The sequence below is a fragment of the Micromonospora sp. genome (assembly GCF_048594385.1).
Lineage (GTDB): Bacteria > Actinomycetota > Actinomycetes > Mycobacteriales > Micromonosporaceae > Micromonospora > Micromonospora wenchangensis.
Window position 1 is genome coordinate 1 of record NZ_JBMDWU010000600.1, and the last position, 15,737, is coordinate 15,737.

Below are 15,737 nucleotides of genomic sequence, written 5' to 3' on the forward strand. Positions count from 1 at the left end.
CGCCGCGGCGGCCCCGATCCGTTCCCCGCCGCCGACCAGCACCGGCGGGCAGTCCCGCACCGGTACGGGCAGCGCGGCGGCAACTCCGCCGTCCGCCACGTACGCCGACGCCGCCCCGACGGCCGCCTGGACCGCCTCGGAGACCAGCGCGCCCCCGGCGAGCGCCACCGCGGCGGCGGAGGCGAACCGGTCCCCCGCCCCGCAGGTGTCCCCCTCGGCGCTGACCGGCGCGGAGACCATCAGCGGCGTCGCCCCGGCGGAGCAGAGCAGCGCGCCGTCGCCACCGAGGGTGACCACCACCGCGCCGGCCCGCCAGCGTTCCCGCAGCCCCTGGCCGGCGCGGGCGGCGACCGCCAGCCGGGACCCGCCCGGCGGCACCTTGGCCAGTTCCCGGGCCTCCGGCTCGTTCGGGGTGACCAGCCGCCCCCCCGGCACCGCGACCGGACCCCGGGGGTGCGGGTCCCAGACCACCGGGGCGCGGGTCGCGGCCCGCGCCGCCCGCAGCGCCGGCTGGCGGGCCACCCCCCGGCCGTAGTCGCTGACCAGCACGGCGGACGCGGCGGCCAGCAGCCGCAGCACGGCCTCGCTGGGCTCCCCGGGCGCGCCGGCCGCGCCGCCCCGGTCGTGGCGCAGCAGCACCCGGCCCCGGGCCCGCAGCCGGACCTTCTCCGGGGTGGCCCCGGCCAGCGGCAGGCCGTACACCTGCACCCCGGCGGCGGTGAGCAGGGAGCTGAGCCGGGCCGCCCCGGCGTCGTCGGCGAGCGCGGTCACCAGCGCCACCTCGGCGCCCGCGGCGGCGGCGAACACGGCGGCCAGGCCGGCCCCGCCGGGCCGGTCGGCGGCGGCCGTCTCGTCCAGCACCGGCACCGGCGAGTCGGGGCACAGCCGGTTCACCACCCCCTCGACGTCCCGGTCGAGCAGGGTGTCCCCGACCACCACCAGCGGGCCCCTCACGCCGGGTCCCCGCGTCGCCCGTCGGCCGCCGGGTCGACGACCACCTCCACCCCGGCCCGTACCGGCCCGCCGTCGGCCACCGGCCGGTCCGCCGCCCCGGGCGGGTCCACCGGGGGGCCGGCGGGGTCCACGGGCGGGGCCGGCGACGCGGCGGCGGTGGCCGCCGCCTGGCCGGCCAGCGCGGTCAGCGCCGTGGGCAACGCCCGGTCGACGTACTCGCAGAGCACGTGGGTGGAGACCAGGTGCAGTTCCTGCACCACCTGGCTGTCCGGCGAGGCGCCGCCCAGCGCCGCGTGGCAGGCGTCGGCGAGCGGGTTCGGTGTCGGGCCGGTGAACGCCCAGCAGCGCAGCCCGACCTCCCGGGCCGCCGCCACGGCGGCGAGCAAATTGCCGCTGGACCCGCTCGTGGACATCAGCAGCAGGACGTCGCCGGGACGGCCGTGGGCCCGCACCTGCCGGGCGAAGACCTCGTCGTAGCCGTAGTCGTTGCCGATCGCGGTCAGCGCGGAGGTCTCGGCGTGCAGGGCGATCGCCGACAGCGGCCGGCGCTCGTCGCGCAGCCGGCCGACCAGTTCGGCGGTGAGGTGCTGGGCCTCGGCGGCGCTGCCCCCGTTGCCGGCGACCAGCAACCGCCCGCCGCCGACCAGGATGCCGGCCAGCTCGGTGCCCCAGCGGGCCAGCAACGGCTCCGCCGCACGGTACGGCAGCAGCGCCTCGGCCAGCAGGGTCAGGTGCGCGTCGAGCAGGCCGGCCCGCGCCGCCCGGGTCGAGGTCGTCATCAGGCGACCACCCGGCTCGGCTTGCGTACGGCGGCGACCTCGGCGTACACCTCGGTCAACCGGTCGGCGGCGGTGGCCCACGAGTAGCTGCGGCGGGCCCGCTGCAACGCGGCGGTGGCGTAGCCGTAGCGGCGGGCCGGATCGCCGAGCAGGCCGGCCAGCGCTTCGCCCAGCGCCTGCGGGTCCCGGGCCGGCACCAGGTCACCGGTCACCCCGTCGACCACGGTGTCCCGGATGCCGCCGACCGCCGTGCCGACGACGGGCACACCGCAGGCCATCGCCTCCAGCGGGGTCAGCCCGAACGGCTCGTACCAGGGGGCGGCGACCAGCACGTCGGCCGACCGGTACCAGCGGCCCATCTCCTCCCGGGGCACCGCCCCGACCAGCCGGACCCGGTCGGCGACCCCGCAGCTACCGGCGAGCGCCCGCAGCCGCCGGGCGTACGGGTCGGTCTCCAGCAGCCCGGCGGGCGGCCCGCCGACGACCACGCACTCGGCGTCGGGCACCAGGGCCATCGCCCGGATCACCGTCTGGAAGCCCTTGCGTTCCACCAGCCGGCCGACGGTGAGCACCCGGGGCCGGTCGGCGTCGCGGTCGACGGCCGGGCCGAGCGGGGCGAAGGTGTCCAGGTTCACCCCGGACGGCACGACGGTCATCCTCGACCGGGGGACGCCGAGCCGGACCAGCTCCCCCACCTCGTCGCGGCACTGGGCGACGACCCGGTCGACGGCGCACCCCAGTTCCCGTTCGTAGCCGATCCGCCGGGCCGGGCTGGTGTCCTGCACCCCCTGGTGACGTCGCTTGACCGTGCCCAACGCGTGGTACGTCTGCACCACCGGCACCCCGGTCTGCCGGCCGGCGGCCAACGCGGCCAGCCCGCTCATCCAGAAGTGCGCGTGCACCACCTCGGGCACCCAGTCCCCGCCCCGCCAGCGGCCGGTGAGCCAGTGGCTGAACTCCTTCATGTGCGGCAGCAGGGCGTCCTTGGCGACCGGTTCGGCCGGCCCGGCGGGCACGTGCACCACCTCGTACCCGTCCGGGGCGCGCACGGCGATCGGCAGGTCGACGGCGTCGCGCCGGGTGTAGACCCGGACGTCGTGGCCGGCCGCCACCAGGGCGGCGGAGAGTTCCGCGACATGCGTGTTCTGCCCACCGGCGTCCTCACCGCCCAGCACGGCGAGCGGGCTGGCGTGCTCGGAGATCATCGCGATGCGCATACTTCCTCCTCCAGCAGGCGGTCCCAGTCGGCGAGGAAACGGTCCAGGCCGTAGCGGCCCAGTGCGGCGGTACGCGCCTGCGCGCCCGCCCGGCGGGCCTCGGCGGGGTCGGCGACGAACCGGGCGGCGGCGGCCAGCAGGGTGTCGACCCGGGTGGACAGCGCCCCCGCACCGGGGGGCACCGCCTGCACGGCCTCGGTGGTGGCCAGCGCGACCACCGGCATGCCGATGGTCATCGCCTCGATCAGGCTCAACCCGAGCGAGGTCCACCGGCACAGGTGCAGGTAGGCCCGCCGCCGGGCCAGCTCGGCGTGCATCCGGTGCTGCGGGACGTCGTCGTGGCTCCGCAGCCGGTCGGCCGGCAGTCCGAGGTGGTCGGCGAGCCCGGCCACCTTCATGCCGAAGACGTCCAGCGGGGCGATCTCGGCGAACCGGGCCAGCAGGTCGGTGCCGGTGATCCGGCCCCGGCGTACCGGCTCGTTGATCACCACGGCGAGCCGGTCCAGCTCACCGGTCCAGGTCACCGACGGCGGCACCACGCCGTGTTCGACGACGGCGGTGCGGGTGGACCCGTTGTCCCAGAACAGCTCGTTGAAGTGGGTGACGTGGGTGAGCAGCAGGTCGTCCCGGTCGGCCATCGGGTGCCGGGTGTTCGGCACGTCGCCCTTCGGGGTGTTGTGCTCGACGTAGACCGCCGGCACGGCCCGACCCACCGGCCGGCCGAGCCACTCGCCGGCCAGGTCGTGCTCCTCGGGGCGTTGCAGCAGCACCACGTCGACGTCGGCGTGACGCAACTGCTGCGGGGTCACCTCGACGGCGCTGTCCGGCCACGGGTAGGTGCGCGCCCGGCCCAGCCCGTACGGGCCCCGGTCGGGGGTGACCGGCACCAGGTAGCGGTGCTTGCCGTGCACGAAGGACGTGGTCCAGGAGCCGTGCACGTGCCAGAGCAGGATGTTCATCGGTCACTCCCCCGCCCTGCGGTCACCGGCGGCGCATCGGCCAGCGCGTCGGCGGGGACGCCGAGCAGGCGTACCGCGTCGAGGACCCGGCCCGGTTCGACGGCCGACAGGCAGGGGTGGCCGGGCACCGGGCAGACCGTGGCCCGGGTGTCCCGGCAGGGCGCGGCGGCGTCGCCCAACCGGACCGTCGGCACCCGGTAGGGCCCCCACTGTCCGTAGGGGACGGTGGGCGCGAACAGGCTGACCACCGGCACGCCCAGCGCGGCGGCCAGGTGCGCCGGCCCGGTGTTGCCGACCACCAGCGCACCGGCGTCGGCGAGCACCCCGGCCAGGTCGGCCAGACCCGTCCGGCCGCCCAGGTCGAGGCCGGTGTCGCCGGCCACCCGGGCGGTCAGCGCCGTCTCGTCGGGCCCGCCGGTGACCGCCACCCGGTGACCGGCGGCGGTGAGCGTCCGCACGATCCGGGCCGCCAGCTCGGGTGGCACGGCCCGGCTCGGCACCGCCGAACCGGGGTGCAGCACCAGGTACCCGGGGTCGCCGAGCCCGGCCGGCGGGGGCGGCACCCGGTCGGCGCGGACCCGCAGTCGCGGATCGTCGCCGGCCGGCAGCGCGAAGCCGGCGGCGGCGGCCAGCGACAGCGCCCGCTCCGGCTCGGGCAGCCCGGCGGGGACCCGGTGCCGCACGTCGAGCAGCGAGCCCGGGTAGTCGTCACTGATCGCGCTGACCCTCGGCACGCCGGCCAGCCGCAGCAGCAGCGCCAGCGGCAGCGGTGACTGGTGGAAGGAGGTGAACACGACCGCCTCGTCGGCGCGGACGGCACGCAGCCGGTCGGTGAGCCGGTCGATGTCCTGCGGGTCGACCGGGTCGGGTGCGCCGTCGATCCAGGGCAGCGGCCACTCGACGATCTCGTCGACACCGGGCAGCAGGGCGGCGGCGGCGCGGCCCCGGGGGCCGCAGAGCAGCACGACCCGCTCGGCGTACGCGGCGACGGCCCGCACGGCCGGGCCGGTGACCAGGACGTCCCCGGCGGAGTCGCTGCGGACCACCAGCACGGTGCCGGCCCGGCGCGGCGGTGACCCGGCGACCAGGGCGGACCGGGTCAGGATCAGCTCCACGGCGGCGGGCAGGTCGGCGGCGACCTGCCCGGCGGCGGCCACCTCGACCGCCCGGGTGGTCGGGGTGGGCACGAGCACCCCGGCGGCACCGGCCGCGGCGGCGGCCCCCAGGTCGGCGGCGATGTCCCCCACCAGCACGCAGCGCTGCGGGGTGGTGCCGAGCGCCCGAGCGGCGGCGTGCATCATGCCCGGCGCGGGTTTACGGCAGGCGCAACCGGCCCGCTCGTCGTGCGGGCAGCACTGCCAGGTGTCGAAGGGGCCGAGCAGTTCCTCGACCCGGGCGTTGACCGCCCGCAACTGGGCGGCGGTGAACAGCCCCCGGGCCAGCCCCGACTGGTTGGTGACCACGCCGAGCCGCAGCCCGGCGGCCCGCAGCCGGTCCAGCGCCGCCCGCGCGCCGGGCACCGGCCGTACCTTGTCGGGGTCGCCGTTGTACGGCACGTCCTCGATCAGGGTGCCGTCGCGGTCGAGCAGCACCGCGTCGTACAGTGCGCGGCCGTCCCGGCCAGCGACCGGGTCAACCCGGCCTGACCTGCGCTGATACGGCTCCGCGTCCCGTCGCACGGGCGGCGGGTTCCCGAGGCCCCGGGGAGTAAACCTGGCCCTACCGGGCGGTACGCCGCCCGGCCCGCGCCGTCTGTTCGCCCGCGTCGGTGCAGCGTTACCCGTCGGCCCGGAGAAGCTAACGCGACGGGTTAGGCCGGGCGGGCCCGGGTACTGGTCAGCGGTGGCAGTCGTGGAGAAAGTGATCGATGCACCCCCGCAGCAGGTCTTCGACGTGCTGGCCGACGGTTGGACCTACAGCGACTGGGTGGTCGGCACGGTGCACGTGCGTGACGTCGACGCGCAGTGGCCCCGGGTCGGCACCCGACTGCACCACCGGGCCGGCCCGTGGCCGTTCTCCCTGGAGGACGCCTCGACGGTGCTGGTCTGCGAACCGCCGCACCGGCTGGTGCTGCGGGCCGGCCGGTGGCCGGCCGGGGCGGCGCTCGTGGTGTTCACGCTGACCCCGGAAGGCGACGGCGCGACCCGGGTCCGCATCGGCGAGGACTTCGCCGCCGGCCCGTTACGCTGGGTCCGCAACAAGCTCAACGACCTGGTGCTGCACCAGCGCAACAAGGAGACGCTGCGCCGGCTCTCCGACATCGCCACCCGGCAGAAGGCCGACGAGCGCGCCGAACGGTGACCGGGCGGTCGCGGGGAGCCTCGGCGGGGTCCCGTCGGGCTTTTGGCTACCCTGTGGGGGAATGCCGACCCCGACTGAGGATGTCCGAGATGATCGAACCCGTGGAGCTGCCGTCACCGTGGCGGGACGCACGCCTGACCGTCGTGGTCCCCACCTACAACGAGGCGGGCAACCTCCCGGTGCTGGTCGAACGGCTGCTGGCCCTTCCGCTGCCGGGCCTGAAGGTGCTCGTCGCCGACGACAACTCGCCAGACGGCACCGGTGAGGTGGCCGACAAGCTGGCCATCGAGAACCCGGACCGGGTGCAGGTCGTGCACCGGGCCGGCAAGGAGGGCCTGGGCCGGGCGTACGTGGACGGCATCGGCCGGGCCCTCGACGGTGGCGCGGAGTACGTGGCGCAGATGGACGCCGACCTGTCGCACCCGCCGGAGGCGCTGCCCGGGATGCTGGGTGCGCTGCTGTCCACCCAGGCGGGGGTGGTGATCGGTTCCCGCTACGTGCCGGGCGGGCAGCTCGACGAGGCGTGGCCGCTCTACCGGCGGGCGCTCAGCGGCTGGGCCAACCTCTACGTGCACACCCTGCTGCGGGTACGCATCCGCGACCTGACCGCCGGCTTCAAGATCTGGCGGGCGGACGCGCTGCGCGACATCGGCCTGCACCGGGTGCAGTCGAACGGTTACAGCTTCCAGGTGGAGATGCACTACCTGGCCACCAAGCTGGGGCACACCATCCTGGAGGTGCCGATCCGGTTCGAGGAGCGGCGCGACGGCCTGTCCAAGATGACCACCGCGACCAAGGTGGAGAGCGCGCTGATGCCGTTCAAGCTGCGTACCCGGCACCGCAACCTGGACTCCTGACCCCGCAGCGGGGTCGTGGGTGGACGGTTCAGCGGTAGAGCGTCCGGTGCGCGGCGTCGATGACGCCGGCGTACAGGCCACCGGTGACGGCGCGGTCGCGGGCCAGCGCCGCCCGGGCGGCGTTCGCGCCGGGCGCGCCGTGCACCCCGCCGCCGGGGTGTGCCGACGCGCTGGCCAGGTAGAGCCGGTCGACCGGGGTGTCGGCCCGGCCCAGGCCGGGGATCGGGCGGAGGAACAGCTGCTGGTACGCCGCGGCGGTGCCGCCGCCCAACGCCCCGCCGACCAGGCTCGGGCCCCCGTGAACCACCTCGGCCGCCCCGCCCCCGGGCCGGCCCACGACCAGGCTGCGGAACCCGGGGGCGGCGGCCTCCAGCACGTCCTCCATCCGGTCCACCTGGCGGGCGATGTCCTCGGCCCGCCAGTCCCGCCGGAACGGCAGGTGGGTGTACGCCCACAGCGACTCGGTGCCGGCCGGCGAGTGCGTCGGGTCGGCGGTGGTCATCTGCCCGGCCAGCAGGAACGGGGTCGTCGGGATCTCACCCCGGGCCAGTTCGGCGGAGTAGCTGGTGAGCCCGTCGAGGTCGGCGCCCAGGTGCACGGTGCCGGCGCCGGCCACCGCCGGGTTGGTCCACGGCAGCGGGGCGGACAGCGCCCAGTCGACCTTGAGGGTGGAGCCGTCCCAGCGGAAGTGGGCCAGGTCCTCGACCAGCCGGGGCGGTAGCTGGGCGGCCCCGACCAGGTCCAGATAGAGGGCGGGGGCGGGGACGTCGGCGAGCACCGCCCGGCGGGCCCGCCACAGTTGCCCGCCGACGGTGCGGACCCCGACCGCCCGGCCCCGGGCGGTCAGCACCCGGTCGACCTGCGCCCGGTAGCTGATCCGGCCGCCCCGCTCGGTGAGCCGGGCCACCAGCGCGTCGGTGATCCGCTGCGCGCCGCCGACCGGCACCGGCCAGCCGACCTGTTGGCCGAGCATTGCCAGCAGCCACCCGTAGACGCCGGAGCCGGCCTCCTCGGGGGACAGGTCGGTGTGCAGGGCGCAGCCGGCCAGCAGCGCGGGGCCGCCCTCGCCGGTGAACAGTTCGCTGCCGAGTTTGCGCACCGGCAGGACCAGCCGGCGGGCCAGCCGTAGCGCCCCGCCGACCCGCAGTTGGCGCAGCAGGCCCAGCCCGCCGCGTACCGGGGGGAAGGGGGTGGTGATGGCGTCGAGCATCGGCCCGGCCACCTGCGCCCAGTCGGCGTACGCGTGCCGCCAGCGGTCCCCGTCGCCGGGGGCGAACGTCTCCAGCGAGGCGGCGGTGGTGTCCAGGTCCCGGTTGATCACCGCGGCGCGCCCGTCGGGCAGCAGGTGGGCCAGCACGTCGGGGGCGTGCGTCCAGGTCAGCCCGTGGCGGGGCAGGTCGAGGCCGGCCAGCACCGGGGAGGCGTACCCGAGGGGGTAGAAGGAGCTGTACAGGTCGCTGAGGTAGCCGGGGGCGGTGACCTCGGCGGAACGGACCGCCCCGCCCGGCGCGCCGGTCGCCTCCAGCACCAGGACGTCCCAGCCGGCGTCGGCGAGCAGGTTGGCGGCCACCAGGCCGTTGTGTCCGGCGCCGATGACGACGGCGTCCGCGGTGTCCGTGCCCGGCGAGATCATCAGATCCGGCTACCCGGCGGGCAACCGGGCGAAACGTGTTTGCTTCGACGGGAGCGGGGCATCCCGCCGCATGTACCGGGTGGAGCAACTCATTGGGGGGGTGGGGGGCGCGGGCGGGGCGGGCGGTGAGCTGACCGTCGTCGATCCGGCGGACGGCCGGCCGGTCGGCACCGTGCCGGTGGCGACGGCCGACGAGGTCGCCAAGGCGGTGGGGGCGGCCCGCGAGGTGGCCACCGGGTGGGCGGCGACGCCGGCGGCCGGGCGGGCGGCGCTGCTGCACGAGGCGGCGGACGCGGTGGCGGCGGCGGCGCAGGAGCTGGCCGCCGCGACGACGGCGGAGATGGGCAAGCCGTTGGGCGACGCCCGGGGCGGGGTGGCGGCCGGCGTCGGCACGCTGCGCCAGTACGCCGAGCTGGGCCCGCTGCGCGGCGGCCGGACGCTGCACGGCGACGGTGACGCGATCGACTTCATGCTGCCGCAGGCGCGGGGCGTGGTCGCCGCGATCACCCCGTGGAACGACCCGGTGGCGGTCTCCTGCGGGCTGCTCGGCGCGGCCCTGGTCACCGGCAACGTGGTGCTCTACAAGCCGAGCGAGCGGACCCCGGTGACCGGGTGGCTGCTGGCCCGGCTGTTCGACGGGGTGTTCCCGGCGGGCGTGTTGTCCCTGCTGACCGGGGGTGCGGAGGTGGGTGCGGCGTTGGCCGCGCAGCCGGTGGACGTGGTGGCGCACGTCGGGGCCACCGCGACCGGGCGGGCGATCGCGGCGGCCTGCGCCCGCACCGGGGCCAAGGCGCTGCTGGAGAACGGCGGCAGCGACCCGTTGGTGGTCGACGCCGGGGTGGACCCGCGCTGGGCGGCCGAGCAGGCGGCCCTGGGGGCGTTCGCCAACGCCGGGCAGCTCTGCGTGGCGGTGGAGCGGATCTACGCGCACCGCGACGTCGCGGAGGACTTCGTCGACGCGCTGGTGGAGCGGGCCGGGGCGCTGGTCGTCGGGCCGGGCCGCGACCCGGCGACCGAGCTGGGCCCGCTTGTCGACAGGCGGCACCGCGACCAGGTGCACGGGCAGGTCACGGCGGCGGTGGCGCAGGGGGCGACGCTGCGCGCCGGTGGGGTGCTGCCGGACGGGCCGGGGGCGTTCTATCCGGCGACGGTGGTCACCGACTGCCGGCAGGAGATGCCCCTGGTCCGGGAGGAGACGTTCGGGCCGGTGGCGGCGGTGGTGACGGTGGACTCGTTCAGCGAGGCGCTGCGGTGTGCCGCCGACTCGCCGTACGGGCTGGCGGCGACGGTGCTGACCGGGTCGATGAGCCACGCCCAGCGGGCCTTTCGGGAGCTGCCGGTGGGCACCGTGAAGGTCAACGCGGTGTTCGGGGGCGCGCCGGGTGGTGCCGCGCAGCCGCGCCGGGGCAGCGGCCAGGGCTTCGGGTACGGCCCGGAGCTGCTGGACGAGTTCAGCACGGTCAAGGCGGTGCATCTGCAACCGCCGGCCGGCGGGCACTGGTGAGCCGGGGCCGCCCCGACCGGGGCGGCCCCGCGTTCCGCACGTACCCTCCGGTCAGTCGCCGCGGGCCTTGCGGGTGGCCCGGTTGTTGGCCTTCTCGATGGCCTTGACCAGTTCCGGCTTGGTCATCCGGCTGCGGCCGGGCACGTCCAGTTTCTTCGCCACCTGCATCAGGTGGTCCTTGGTGGCGTTGGCGTCCACCCCACCGGCGGTGGGGGCCCGGCGGGCCGGGCCACCGCCCTCGGCCTGCCGGTCGCTGGGGCCCTTGCGGCCCTTCGGCTCCCAGTGGTCGCCGACCTTCTCGAAGCTGTGCTTGACGGCGGCGAAGGCGGCGCGGTGCGCGCGCTCCCCCTCGCCGTAGGTCTCCACCGCCGAGTCGTGCGTCTTCTCCCAGGTGCGCTGTGCCTTCTCCGGGGAGCGTCGCAGCGTGCTGGGCAGTACCTCGCGCCCGGGCATCCCGTCCTCCTCCGCGTCGACTTCGTCTGGCTGACCGGACGGTTCCCTGGGCCGGCACCGGCAAACACCGACGTCGGGTTTGCCGGTTTCCGCCGTCGGGTACCGCCCCGCGCAGACGCGCGCCGGACGCCGGGTCCGCCGGGTCGTCGGGCGACGAGGAGCCGAGCATGGCAGCGACGACGGAGCCGACCACGGTCGCCGGTGGCGGCCCGGGGGTACGCGTGCCCCGCCGGATGCGCCAGTTGAGCTGGTCGACCTGGCGCGGGGTGCTGGTCCGCAGCGGCCGGGGTTTCGTGCAGGACAACTGCGCCGACTGGGCGGCGGCGTTGACCTACTACGGGGTGCTCGCCCTGTTCCCGTCCACGGTCGTGGTGGTGGCCCTGGTGGGGCTGGTCTCCGACGGCGAGCGGACGGTGGACACCGTGCTGGACCTGGCCCGCGACATCGGGGCCGGTTCGGTGGTCGGCAACGAGGGTTTCGTCTCGGTGGTGCGCACGGTGGTCGACCAGCAGAGCGGGACGAAGGTGCTGCTCAGCTTCGGTCTGCTGGGCGCGTTGTGGTCGGCGTCGGGGTTCATCGGCGCGTTCACCCGGGCCTCCAACGCGATCTACGGCGTCGAGGAGGGCCGCCCGTTCTACCGGCTGCGCCCGTTGCAGATCGGGATGGCCGCGCTGTCCCTGCTGCTGCTCGCCGTGGTGGCGCTGGGTCTGATCGTCAGCGGCCCGGTGACCGACGCGGTGGGTGACCTGGTGGGTGCGGGCGGACTGGCCCGCACGACGTGGAGCGTCGTGAAGTGGCCGGTGCTGGCCATGGTGATGATGACGCTGTTGTCGCTGATGTTCTGGATCGCCCCCAACGTCCGGCAGCCCCGGTTCCGGTGGCTCACCCCGGGTGGGGCGGTGGCGTTGCTGTCCTGGATCGTGGTCTCCTTCGGCTTCGGCCTGTACGTGGCCAACTTCGGCTCGTACGACGTCACCTACGGCAGCCTGGGCGCGGTCATCGCCTTCCTGGTGTGGCTGTACCTGTCGAACTCGGCGCTGATGTTCGGGGTGCAGATCAACGCGGAGTTGCAGCGCGGACGCCGGTTGCAGGCGGGCGAGGACGACCCGGGTGAGCCGGTGCTGCCGCCGAAGGCCACCGCCGGTTCGTGACCCGTCGGGTTCGTCGTCCGGGTCGGTGTTTCCCCGGGGCGGGCGCGGGTAGCACAACAGACATGGAACGTGGCAGCAGCAAGCACGCACCGAGGGTCGACGACCAGATGAGCCAGGAGGTCAGCGGCCTCGTCCAGGGGTCCGGCGCCGGTGGTTCCCGGGTCGAGGAGTTCCGCGAGGCGGAGCCGGCCGGCGAGGACCAGCCGGGCGCGACCACGGCACCGGCGGGCGACCTGCGCACCGGCACCCCGCAGGGGATGACCTCGGAGGACGTGGAGGCGCGCAGCCGGCTGGGTCGGTTCATCACGATGACGGCCCTGCCCGGGGACCGGCTGACGCTGGTGGCCAACGCGCGGGAGAACGACGCGCCCGACGACCTGGTGGCCGCCCTGGAGCGCCTGCCGGAGGGCACCCGTTTCCAGACGATTTCCGAGGTGTGGGCCGCACTCGGGCACCGGAACGAGACGACGCGTTGGTGACCGGATCGGCCCACGATCCGGACGAGCACCAGCGGCCAGAGGAGGATTTCGCATGAGCGGCGTCATCGAGCACGTGGACGTGTCGGTACCGGTACGGACCGCCTACGACCAGTGGACCCAGTTCGAGGAGTTCCCCCACTTCATGGAGGGGGTGCAGGAGGTCCGGCAGCTGTCGGAGACGATGACCCACTGGACGGTGGAGATCGCCGGGGTCAAGCGCGAGTTCGACGCCGAGATCACCGAGCAGCTCCCCGACGAGCGGGTGGCCTGGAAGTCGACAGGTGGCACCCAGCAGGCCGGTGTGGTGACGTTCCACCGGCTCGACGAGGACAACACCCGGGTGACCCTGCAGATGGACTTCGAGCCGCACGGCGTGGTCGAGCAGGCCGGCGACAAGCTGGGCGTGGTCGACCGGCGGGCCAAGGGCGACCTGGAGCGGTTCAAGCAGTTCATCGAGCGTCGCGGTCAGGAGACCGGGGCGTGGCGCGGGTCGGTCGACCGGCCGCAGCCCTGATTGCCCTCCTCCCCCGACCCGGACGCACGAATCCGACGGCCGCCGGTTCCCCGGCGGCCGTCGCCGCGTCCGGGTCCGGCCGTTTGCGATCATCGGGTCGGGGTACGGCAACGGTATGACGGACAACGACGGCAGGGTGTGGCGGGACGAGCGGAAGACACCGCTGGAGGAGTTGGACCGGGCGATCGCCAGGTCCACCATCGACGGGCAGGCCGACGACCCGACCGGTAACGACGCGGGCGAGGAGGCCGCCTTCGGGCACGGCCCCGAGCCGGTGGACCGGGGTGCCGGCCCGCAGACCGGGCGTCGGGAGATGACCGACACCGAGCGCGCCTACCGCCCCTCCACGACGGGACGGACCGGACCCGACACCATGTGACGGTCGGGGCCCGCGTCGGGGTCGGGGCCCGCGTCGGGGTGGGGGTCGGCGGCATGGGGGCCGTTGATGCGGTGTCCCGGTCGAACGACACCGCATCATCGACCCAGCAGCCCGGTTGCCCTGGCTGGCCGAGCCCGAGAAGGGCGGAAGCGGGCTCAGTGGGTGGGGGGCGGTGCGGCGGTCTGGCGGGCGGCTGCGGCGTGCGCCACCAGCAGCGCCACCGCCAGCACCGTCAGCGCCGGGCCGAGCAGCCGCACCGACGTGTCGCCGAGCAGCACGCCGAGCCCGGCCGGGATGAGGGCCGCCCCGATGCCGGCGGCGCCGATCTGCACGCCGATCACCCGGTCGGCGTGCTGCCGGCCGACCCGTTCGGCGGTGCTCAGGGTGAGCAGCGGGAACACGGGCGCGGCGGCGAACCCGAGGACGACCAGGCCGGCCACCGTCACCCAGCCCGGCCCCGGCAGCGCGATCAGCACCGCGCCGGCCGCCATGCCCAGCAGGCTGCCCCGCAGCACCCGGGCGGTGCCGAGCCGCTCGGCGACCAGCCCCTGCACCACCCGGCCGACGAAGAGGCTGCCCCAGTAGCCGGAGACCGCCACCCCGGCGGCCTCAGCGGACACCCCCCGTCCCTCGGTGAGCAGCAGGAACGCGTAGAGCCCGGCGGACACCTCGATGGCCACGTAGACGGCGAAGGCGAGCGCGCCGAACCAGACGGCGGGCAACCGGAGCGTGTCGGCGATCCGCACCCCCGCCGGGCCACCGTCCGACCCGCCAGGCCCGGCCACCGTCGGACCCTCCACCGGTCCACCACGCCCGGCCACCGCCGGGTCGTCCACCGGTCCACCTCGCCCGGATTCCGCCGGACCGTCGACCGGTCCGGGGTGGCCGGCCGGTGCGACGACGGTGTCGTCGGGCCGCGCACCGACCGTCCGGTCGACCGGCACGGCGTGCGGCGGCGGGGGGCCGGCCGTACGGTCCCGCCACGCGCCGACGGTGAGCGCGAACGCGGTGGCCAGCGCGAGCTGGGCGGCGGCGGTGACGGCGTACCCCCAGCGCCAGCCGGCCCCGGTGCTCAGCATGGCGGTCATCACCAGCGGGCCGATGGCCACGCCGAGGCCGAAGAAGGCGTGCATCCAGTTCATGTGCCGGGGGCCGAACGCCCCGGCGGCGTACGCGTTGAGACCGGAGTCGATCGCCCCGGAGCCCAGACCGAGCACCAGCGCACAGCCGATCAGCACGGTCAGCGCCGGTGCGTTGGCGTACCCGGTCAGCGCGAGGCTGGCCAGCAGGGTGCTGCCGGCCAGCAGCCGGCCCACACCCAGCCGGGCGAGGGTGAACCCGGCCAGCACGCTGGAGGTCAGGTACCCGATCGTGCCGGCGGTGAGCACCAGCCCGACCGCGCCGGTCGGTACGCCGAACTCGGTGCTGATCGAGGGCCAGCCGACGCCGAGCAGGCCGTCGGGCAGGCCGAGGCTGACGAACGCGAGGTAGGCGAGCAGGAGCAGGGAGGTACGGGGCGGGGCGACGGACACGGAGGCTCATCCTGCCGCATCTCCGGGAACGGGTCGACGTGATTGTCGCCTCCCCCGAACCGGTGGTTTGGAACGCCCGGACGGGCAGTAAACCGGACAGGTCGTCCAGAATCCGCCGTTCGGCTGACGGTAATCCGAAGGGGTCGCGCAAGACTTTCGGGATGCAACAGGGCTCCGGTTTCCTCACCCCTCGTCAGCGTCGCCTGGCCTGGCTCGGCTTCCTGCTCGCCGCCATCCAGGCCCCGGTCTCCGCCAGGTTCTCCTCCGACGACTCGTGGCTGTTCAGCCTCTGCGTCGCGCTCATGGTGGCCACCGTGATCATCGCCGACGACGCCAGCCGTCGTCGCCCGGCCGACGCCACCAGCGCGGACTGAACCGCCCGGCGGCCCCCGTCACGGGGTCGGGCCGGGGAACTCCCGCTGCGGGCAGCTGAGCGGGCGCGCCGGGTCGATCCGGTGCAGGGCGTACCCGGTGCCCTGCGTCGGGACGTGCGTGCTCGGCGCGCGGTCGCCGATCTGGATCAGGGCGTGCCAGCCGGTGCGCTGCGCGGTGTACCGGGTGCAGCCGTCGATTACCTCGGTGTGCTGCCGGGCCGTCACGGTGGCCCGGCTCTGGACGAAGCTCGTCGGGTCGGCCGGGTCGCTCCCGGCCAGCAGCAGCGAGGACGCGGCCGTCGTGGTGTGCGCCCAGAACGACTCCCCCGCCGTCAGCCAGAGGTCGGCGACGGTGACCAGGTCGTGGTCGACCAGGCTGGAGAAGGTCAGGTCGGGGTCGGACGCGCCGGTGGTGCCGGAGTGCGTCACCGGCGGCAGGGTGATCGTGGTGGTGTCCGTGCGCTGCTGCACCCAGTACGGGCCGGGCGTGTACGCGGTGACCGCTGCCGTGTAGGCACCGAACGGCCGGTGCCCGGCCGTGGAGTCGACCACCACGAAGTCGGTGCGACCGAGCCCGTAGAGGCTGGTGGCGAGCGTGCTGCCGGCGGCGTCGCGCAGGATCAGGTCCCAGTCGGCGGTGGCGGCGGGCTG

Annotated in this window: 17 protein-coding genes; 8 read left to right on the forward strand and 9 right to left on the reverse strand. The window is 75.5% G+C overall.

Annotated features, from left to right (window positions below; genetic code table 11):
* The 5 genes from ACOJTC_RS31270 to ACOJTC_RS31290 form a co-directional block, all read right to left on the reverse strand.
* Positions 1–954, reverse strand: a 954-nt coding sequence (locus ACOJTC_RS31270) for a PfkB family carbohydrate kinase (RefSeq protein ID WP_420119574.1), incomplete at its 3' end; no start/stop codon positions are given.
* Positions 951–1,733, reverse strand: coding sequence for a D-sedoheptulose-7-phosphate isomerase (locus ACOJTC_RS31275; RefSeq protein WP_420119575.1), 783 nt, complete (start codon positions 1,731–1,733; stop codon positions 951–953). The genes ACOJTC_RS31270 and ACOJTC_RS31275, both read right to left, overlap by 4 nt.
* A complete protein-coding gene (locus ACOJTC_RS31280) occupies positions 1,733–2,950 on the reverse strand; it encodes a glycosyltransferase (RefSeq protein WP_420119576.1) in 1,218 nt (405 codons plus the stop codon). The genes ACOJTC_RS31275 and ACOJTC_RS31280 overlap by 1 nt, the downstream gene beginning before the upstream one ends.
* Positions 2,935–3,909: a glycosyltransferase gene (locus tag ACOJTC_RS31285; protein WP_420119577.1), complete on the reverse strand. Its 975-nt coding sequence runs from the start codon at positions 3,907–3,909 to the stop codon at positions 2,935–2,937. The genes ACOJTC_RS31280 and ACOJTC_RS31285 overlap by 16 nt, the downstream gene beginning before the upstream one ends.
* A complete protein-coding gene (locus tag ACOJTC_RS31290) occupies positions 3,906–5,588 on the reverse strand; it encodes an HAD-IIIA family hydrolase (protein WP_420119578.1) in 1,683 nt (560 codons plus the stop codon). Before ACOJTC_RS31290 ends, ACOJTC_RS31285 begins: the two co-directional genes overlap by 4 nt.
* 172 nt (positions 5,589–5,760) lie before the next feature.
* Here ACOJTC_RS31290 and ACOJTC_RS31295 point away from each other — a divergent pair, with 172 nt between their 5' ends.
* Entirely contained in the window at positions 5,761–6,210 is a 450-nt protein-coding gene (locus tag ACOJTC_RS31295) for an SRPBCC family protein (RefSeq protein ID WP_420119579.1), read from the forward strand.
* Positions 6,211–6,299: 89 nt separating this feature from the next.
* On the forward strand, positions 6,300–7,067 hold the full coding sequence (locus ACOJTC_RS31300) for a polyprenol monophosphomannose synthase (protein ID WP_204927683.1): 768 nt from the start codon (positions 6,300–6,302) through the stop codon (positions 7,065–7,067).
* Between the two features lie 28 nt (positions 7,068–7,095).
* Here ACOJTC_RS31300 and ACOJTC_RS31305 read toward each other — a convergent pair whose 3' ends face one another.
* Positions 7,096–8,700 carry a phytoene desaturase family protein gene (locus ACOJTC_RS31305; protein WP_420119580.1) on the reverse strand — a complete coding sequence of 535 codons (1,605 nt, stop codon included), beginning with the start codon at positions 8,698–8,700 and terminating at the stop codon, positions 7,096–7,098.
* A 70-nt stretch (positions 8,701–8,770) separates the two neighbouring features.
* Between ACOJTC_RS31305 and ACOJTC_RS31310 the strand changes: the two genes are divergently transcribed.
* Positions 8,771–10,204: an aldehyde dehydrogenase family protein gene (locus tag ACOJTC_RS31310; RefSeq protein ID WP_420119581.1), complete on the forward strand. Its 1,434-nt coding sequence runs from the start codon at positions 8,771–8,773 to the stop codon at positions 10,202–10,204.
* Positions 10,205–10,255: 51 nt separating this feature from the next.
* Here the strand turns inward: ACOJTC_RS31310 and ACOJTC_RS31315 are convergent, their stop codons facing one another.
* On the reverse strand, positions 10,256–10,657 hold the full coding sequence (locus ACOJTC_RS31315; protein ID WP_145918831.1) for a ChaB family protein: 402 nt from the start codon (positions 10,655–10,657) through the stop codon (positions 10,256–10,258).
* A gap of 167 nt (positions 10,658–10,824) precedes the next feature.
* On the opposite strand from ACOJTC_RS31315, the gene ACOJTC_RS31320 reads away from it, so the two are divergent.
* From ACOJTC_RS31320 to ACOJTC_RS31335, 4 genes are all read left to right on the forward strand, one after another.
* Positions 10,825–11,808 (forward strand): YihY/virulence factor BrkB family protein, encoded by a 984-nt coding sequence (locus tag ACOJTC_RS31320; protein ID WP_377686298.1) that lies wholly within the window; start codon positions 10,825–10,827, stop codon positions 11,806–11,808.
* A gap of 62 nt (positions 11,809–11,870) precedes the next feature.
* Positions 11,871–12,287: a DUF2795 domain-containing protein gene (locus ACOJTC_RS31325; RefSeq protein ID WP_088644065.1), complete on the forward strand. Its 417-nt coding sequence runs from the start codon at positions 11,871–11,873 to the stop codon at positions 12,285–12,287.
* A 52-nt stretch (positions 12,288–12,339) separates the two neighbouring features.
* The gene (locus tag ACOJTC_RS31330; protein WP_145918828.1) at positions 12,340–12,801 is read left to right on the forward strand and encodes an SRPBCC family protein; all 462 of its coding nucleotides are present in this window, start codon (positions 12,340–12,342) and stop codon (positions 12,799–12,801) included.
* Between the two features lie 115 nt (positions 12,802–12,916).
* Positions 12,917–13,180: a hypothetical protein gene (locus ACOJTC_RS31335; protein WP_204927688.1), complete on the forward strand. Its 264-nt coding sequence runs from the start codon at positions 12,917–12,919 to the stop codon at positions 13,178–13,180.
* A 155-nt stretch (positions 13,181–13,335) separates the two neighbouring features.
* Here the strand turns inward: ACOJTC_RS31335 and ACOJTC_RS31340 are convergent, their stop codons facing one another.
* On the reverse strand, positions 13,336–14,712 hold the full coding sequence (locus ACOJTC_RS31340; RefSeq protein ID WP_420119582.1) for an MFS transporter: 1,377 nt from the start codon (positions 14,710–14,712) through the stop codon (positions 13,336–13,338).
* A gap of 161 nt (positions 14,713–14,873) precedes the next feature.
* On the opposite strand from ACOJTC_RS31340, the gene ACOJTC_RS31345 reads away from it, so the two are divergent.
* Positions 14,874–15,086 carry a hypothetical protein gene (locus ACOJTC_RS31345; protein WP_204927690.1) on the forward strand — a complete coding sequence of 71 codons (213 nt, stop codon included), beginning with the start codon at positions 14,874–14,876 and terminating at the stop codon, positions 15,084–15,086.
* Positions 15,087–15,104: 18 nt separating this feature from the next.
* On the opposite strand, the gene ACOJTC_RS31350 is transcribed toward ACOJTC_RS31345, so the two are convergent.
* Positions 15,105–15,737: hypothetical protein (locus tag ACOJTC_RS31350; RefSeq protein WP_420119583.1), on the reverse strand; the 633-nt coding region annotated here is incomplete at its 5' end.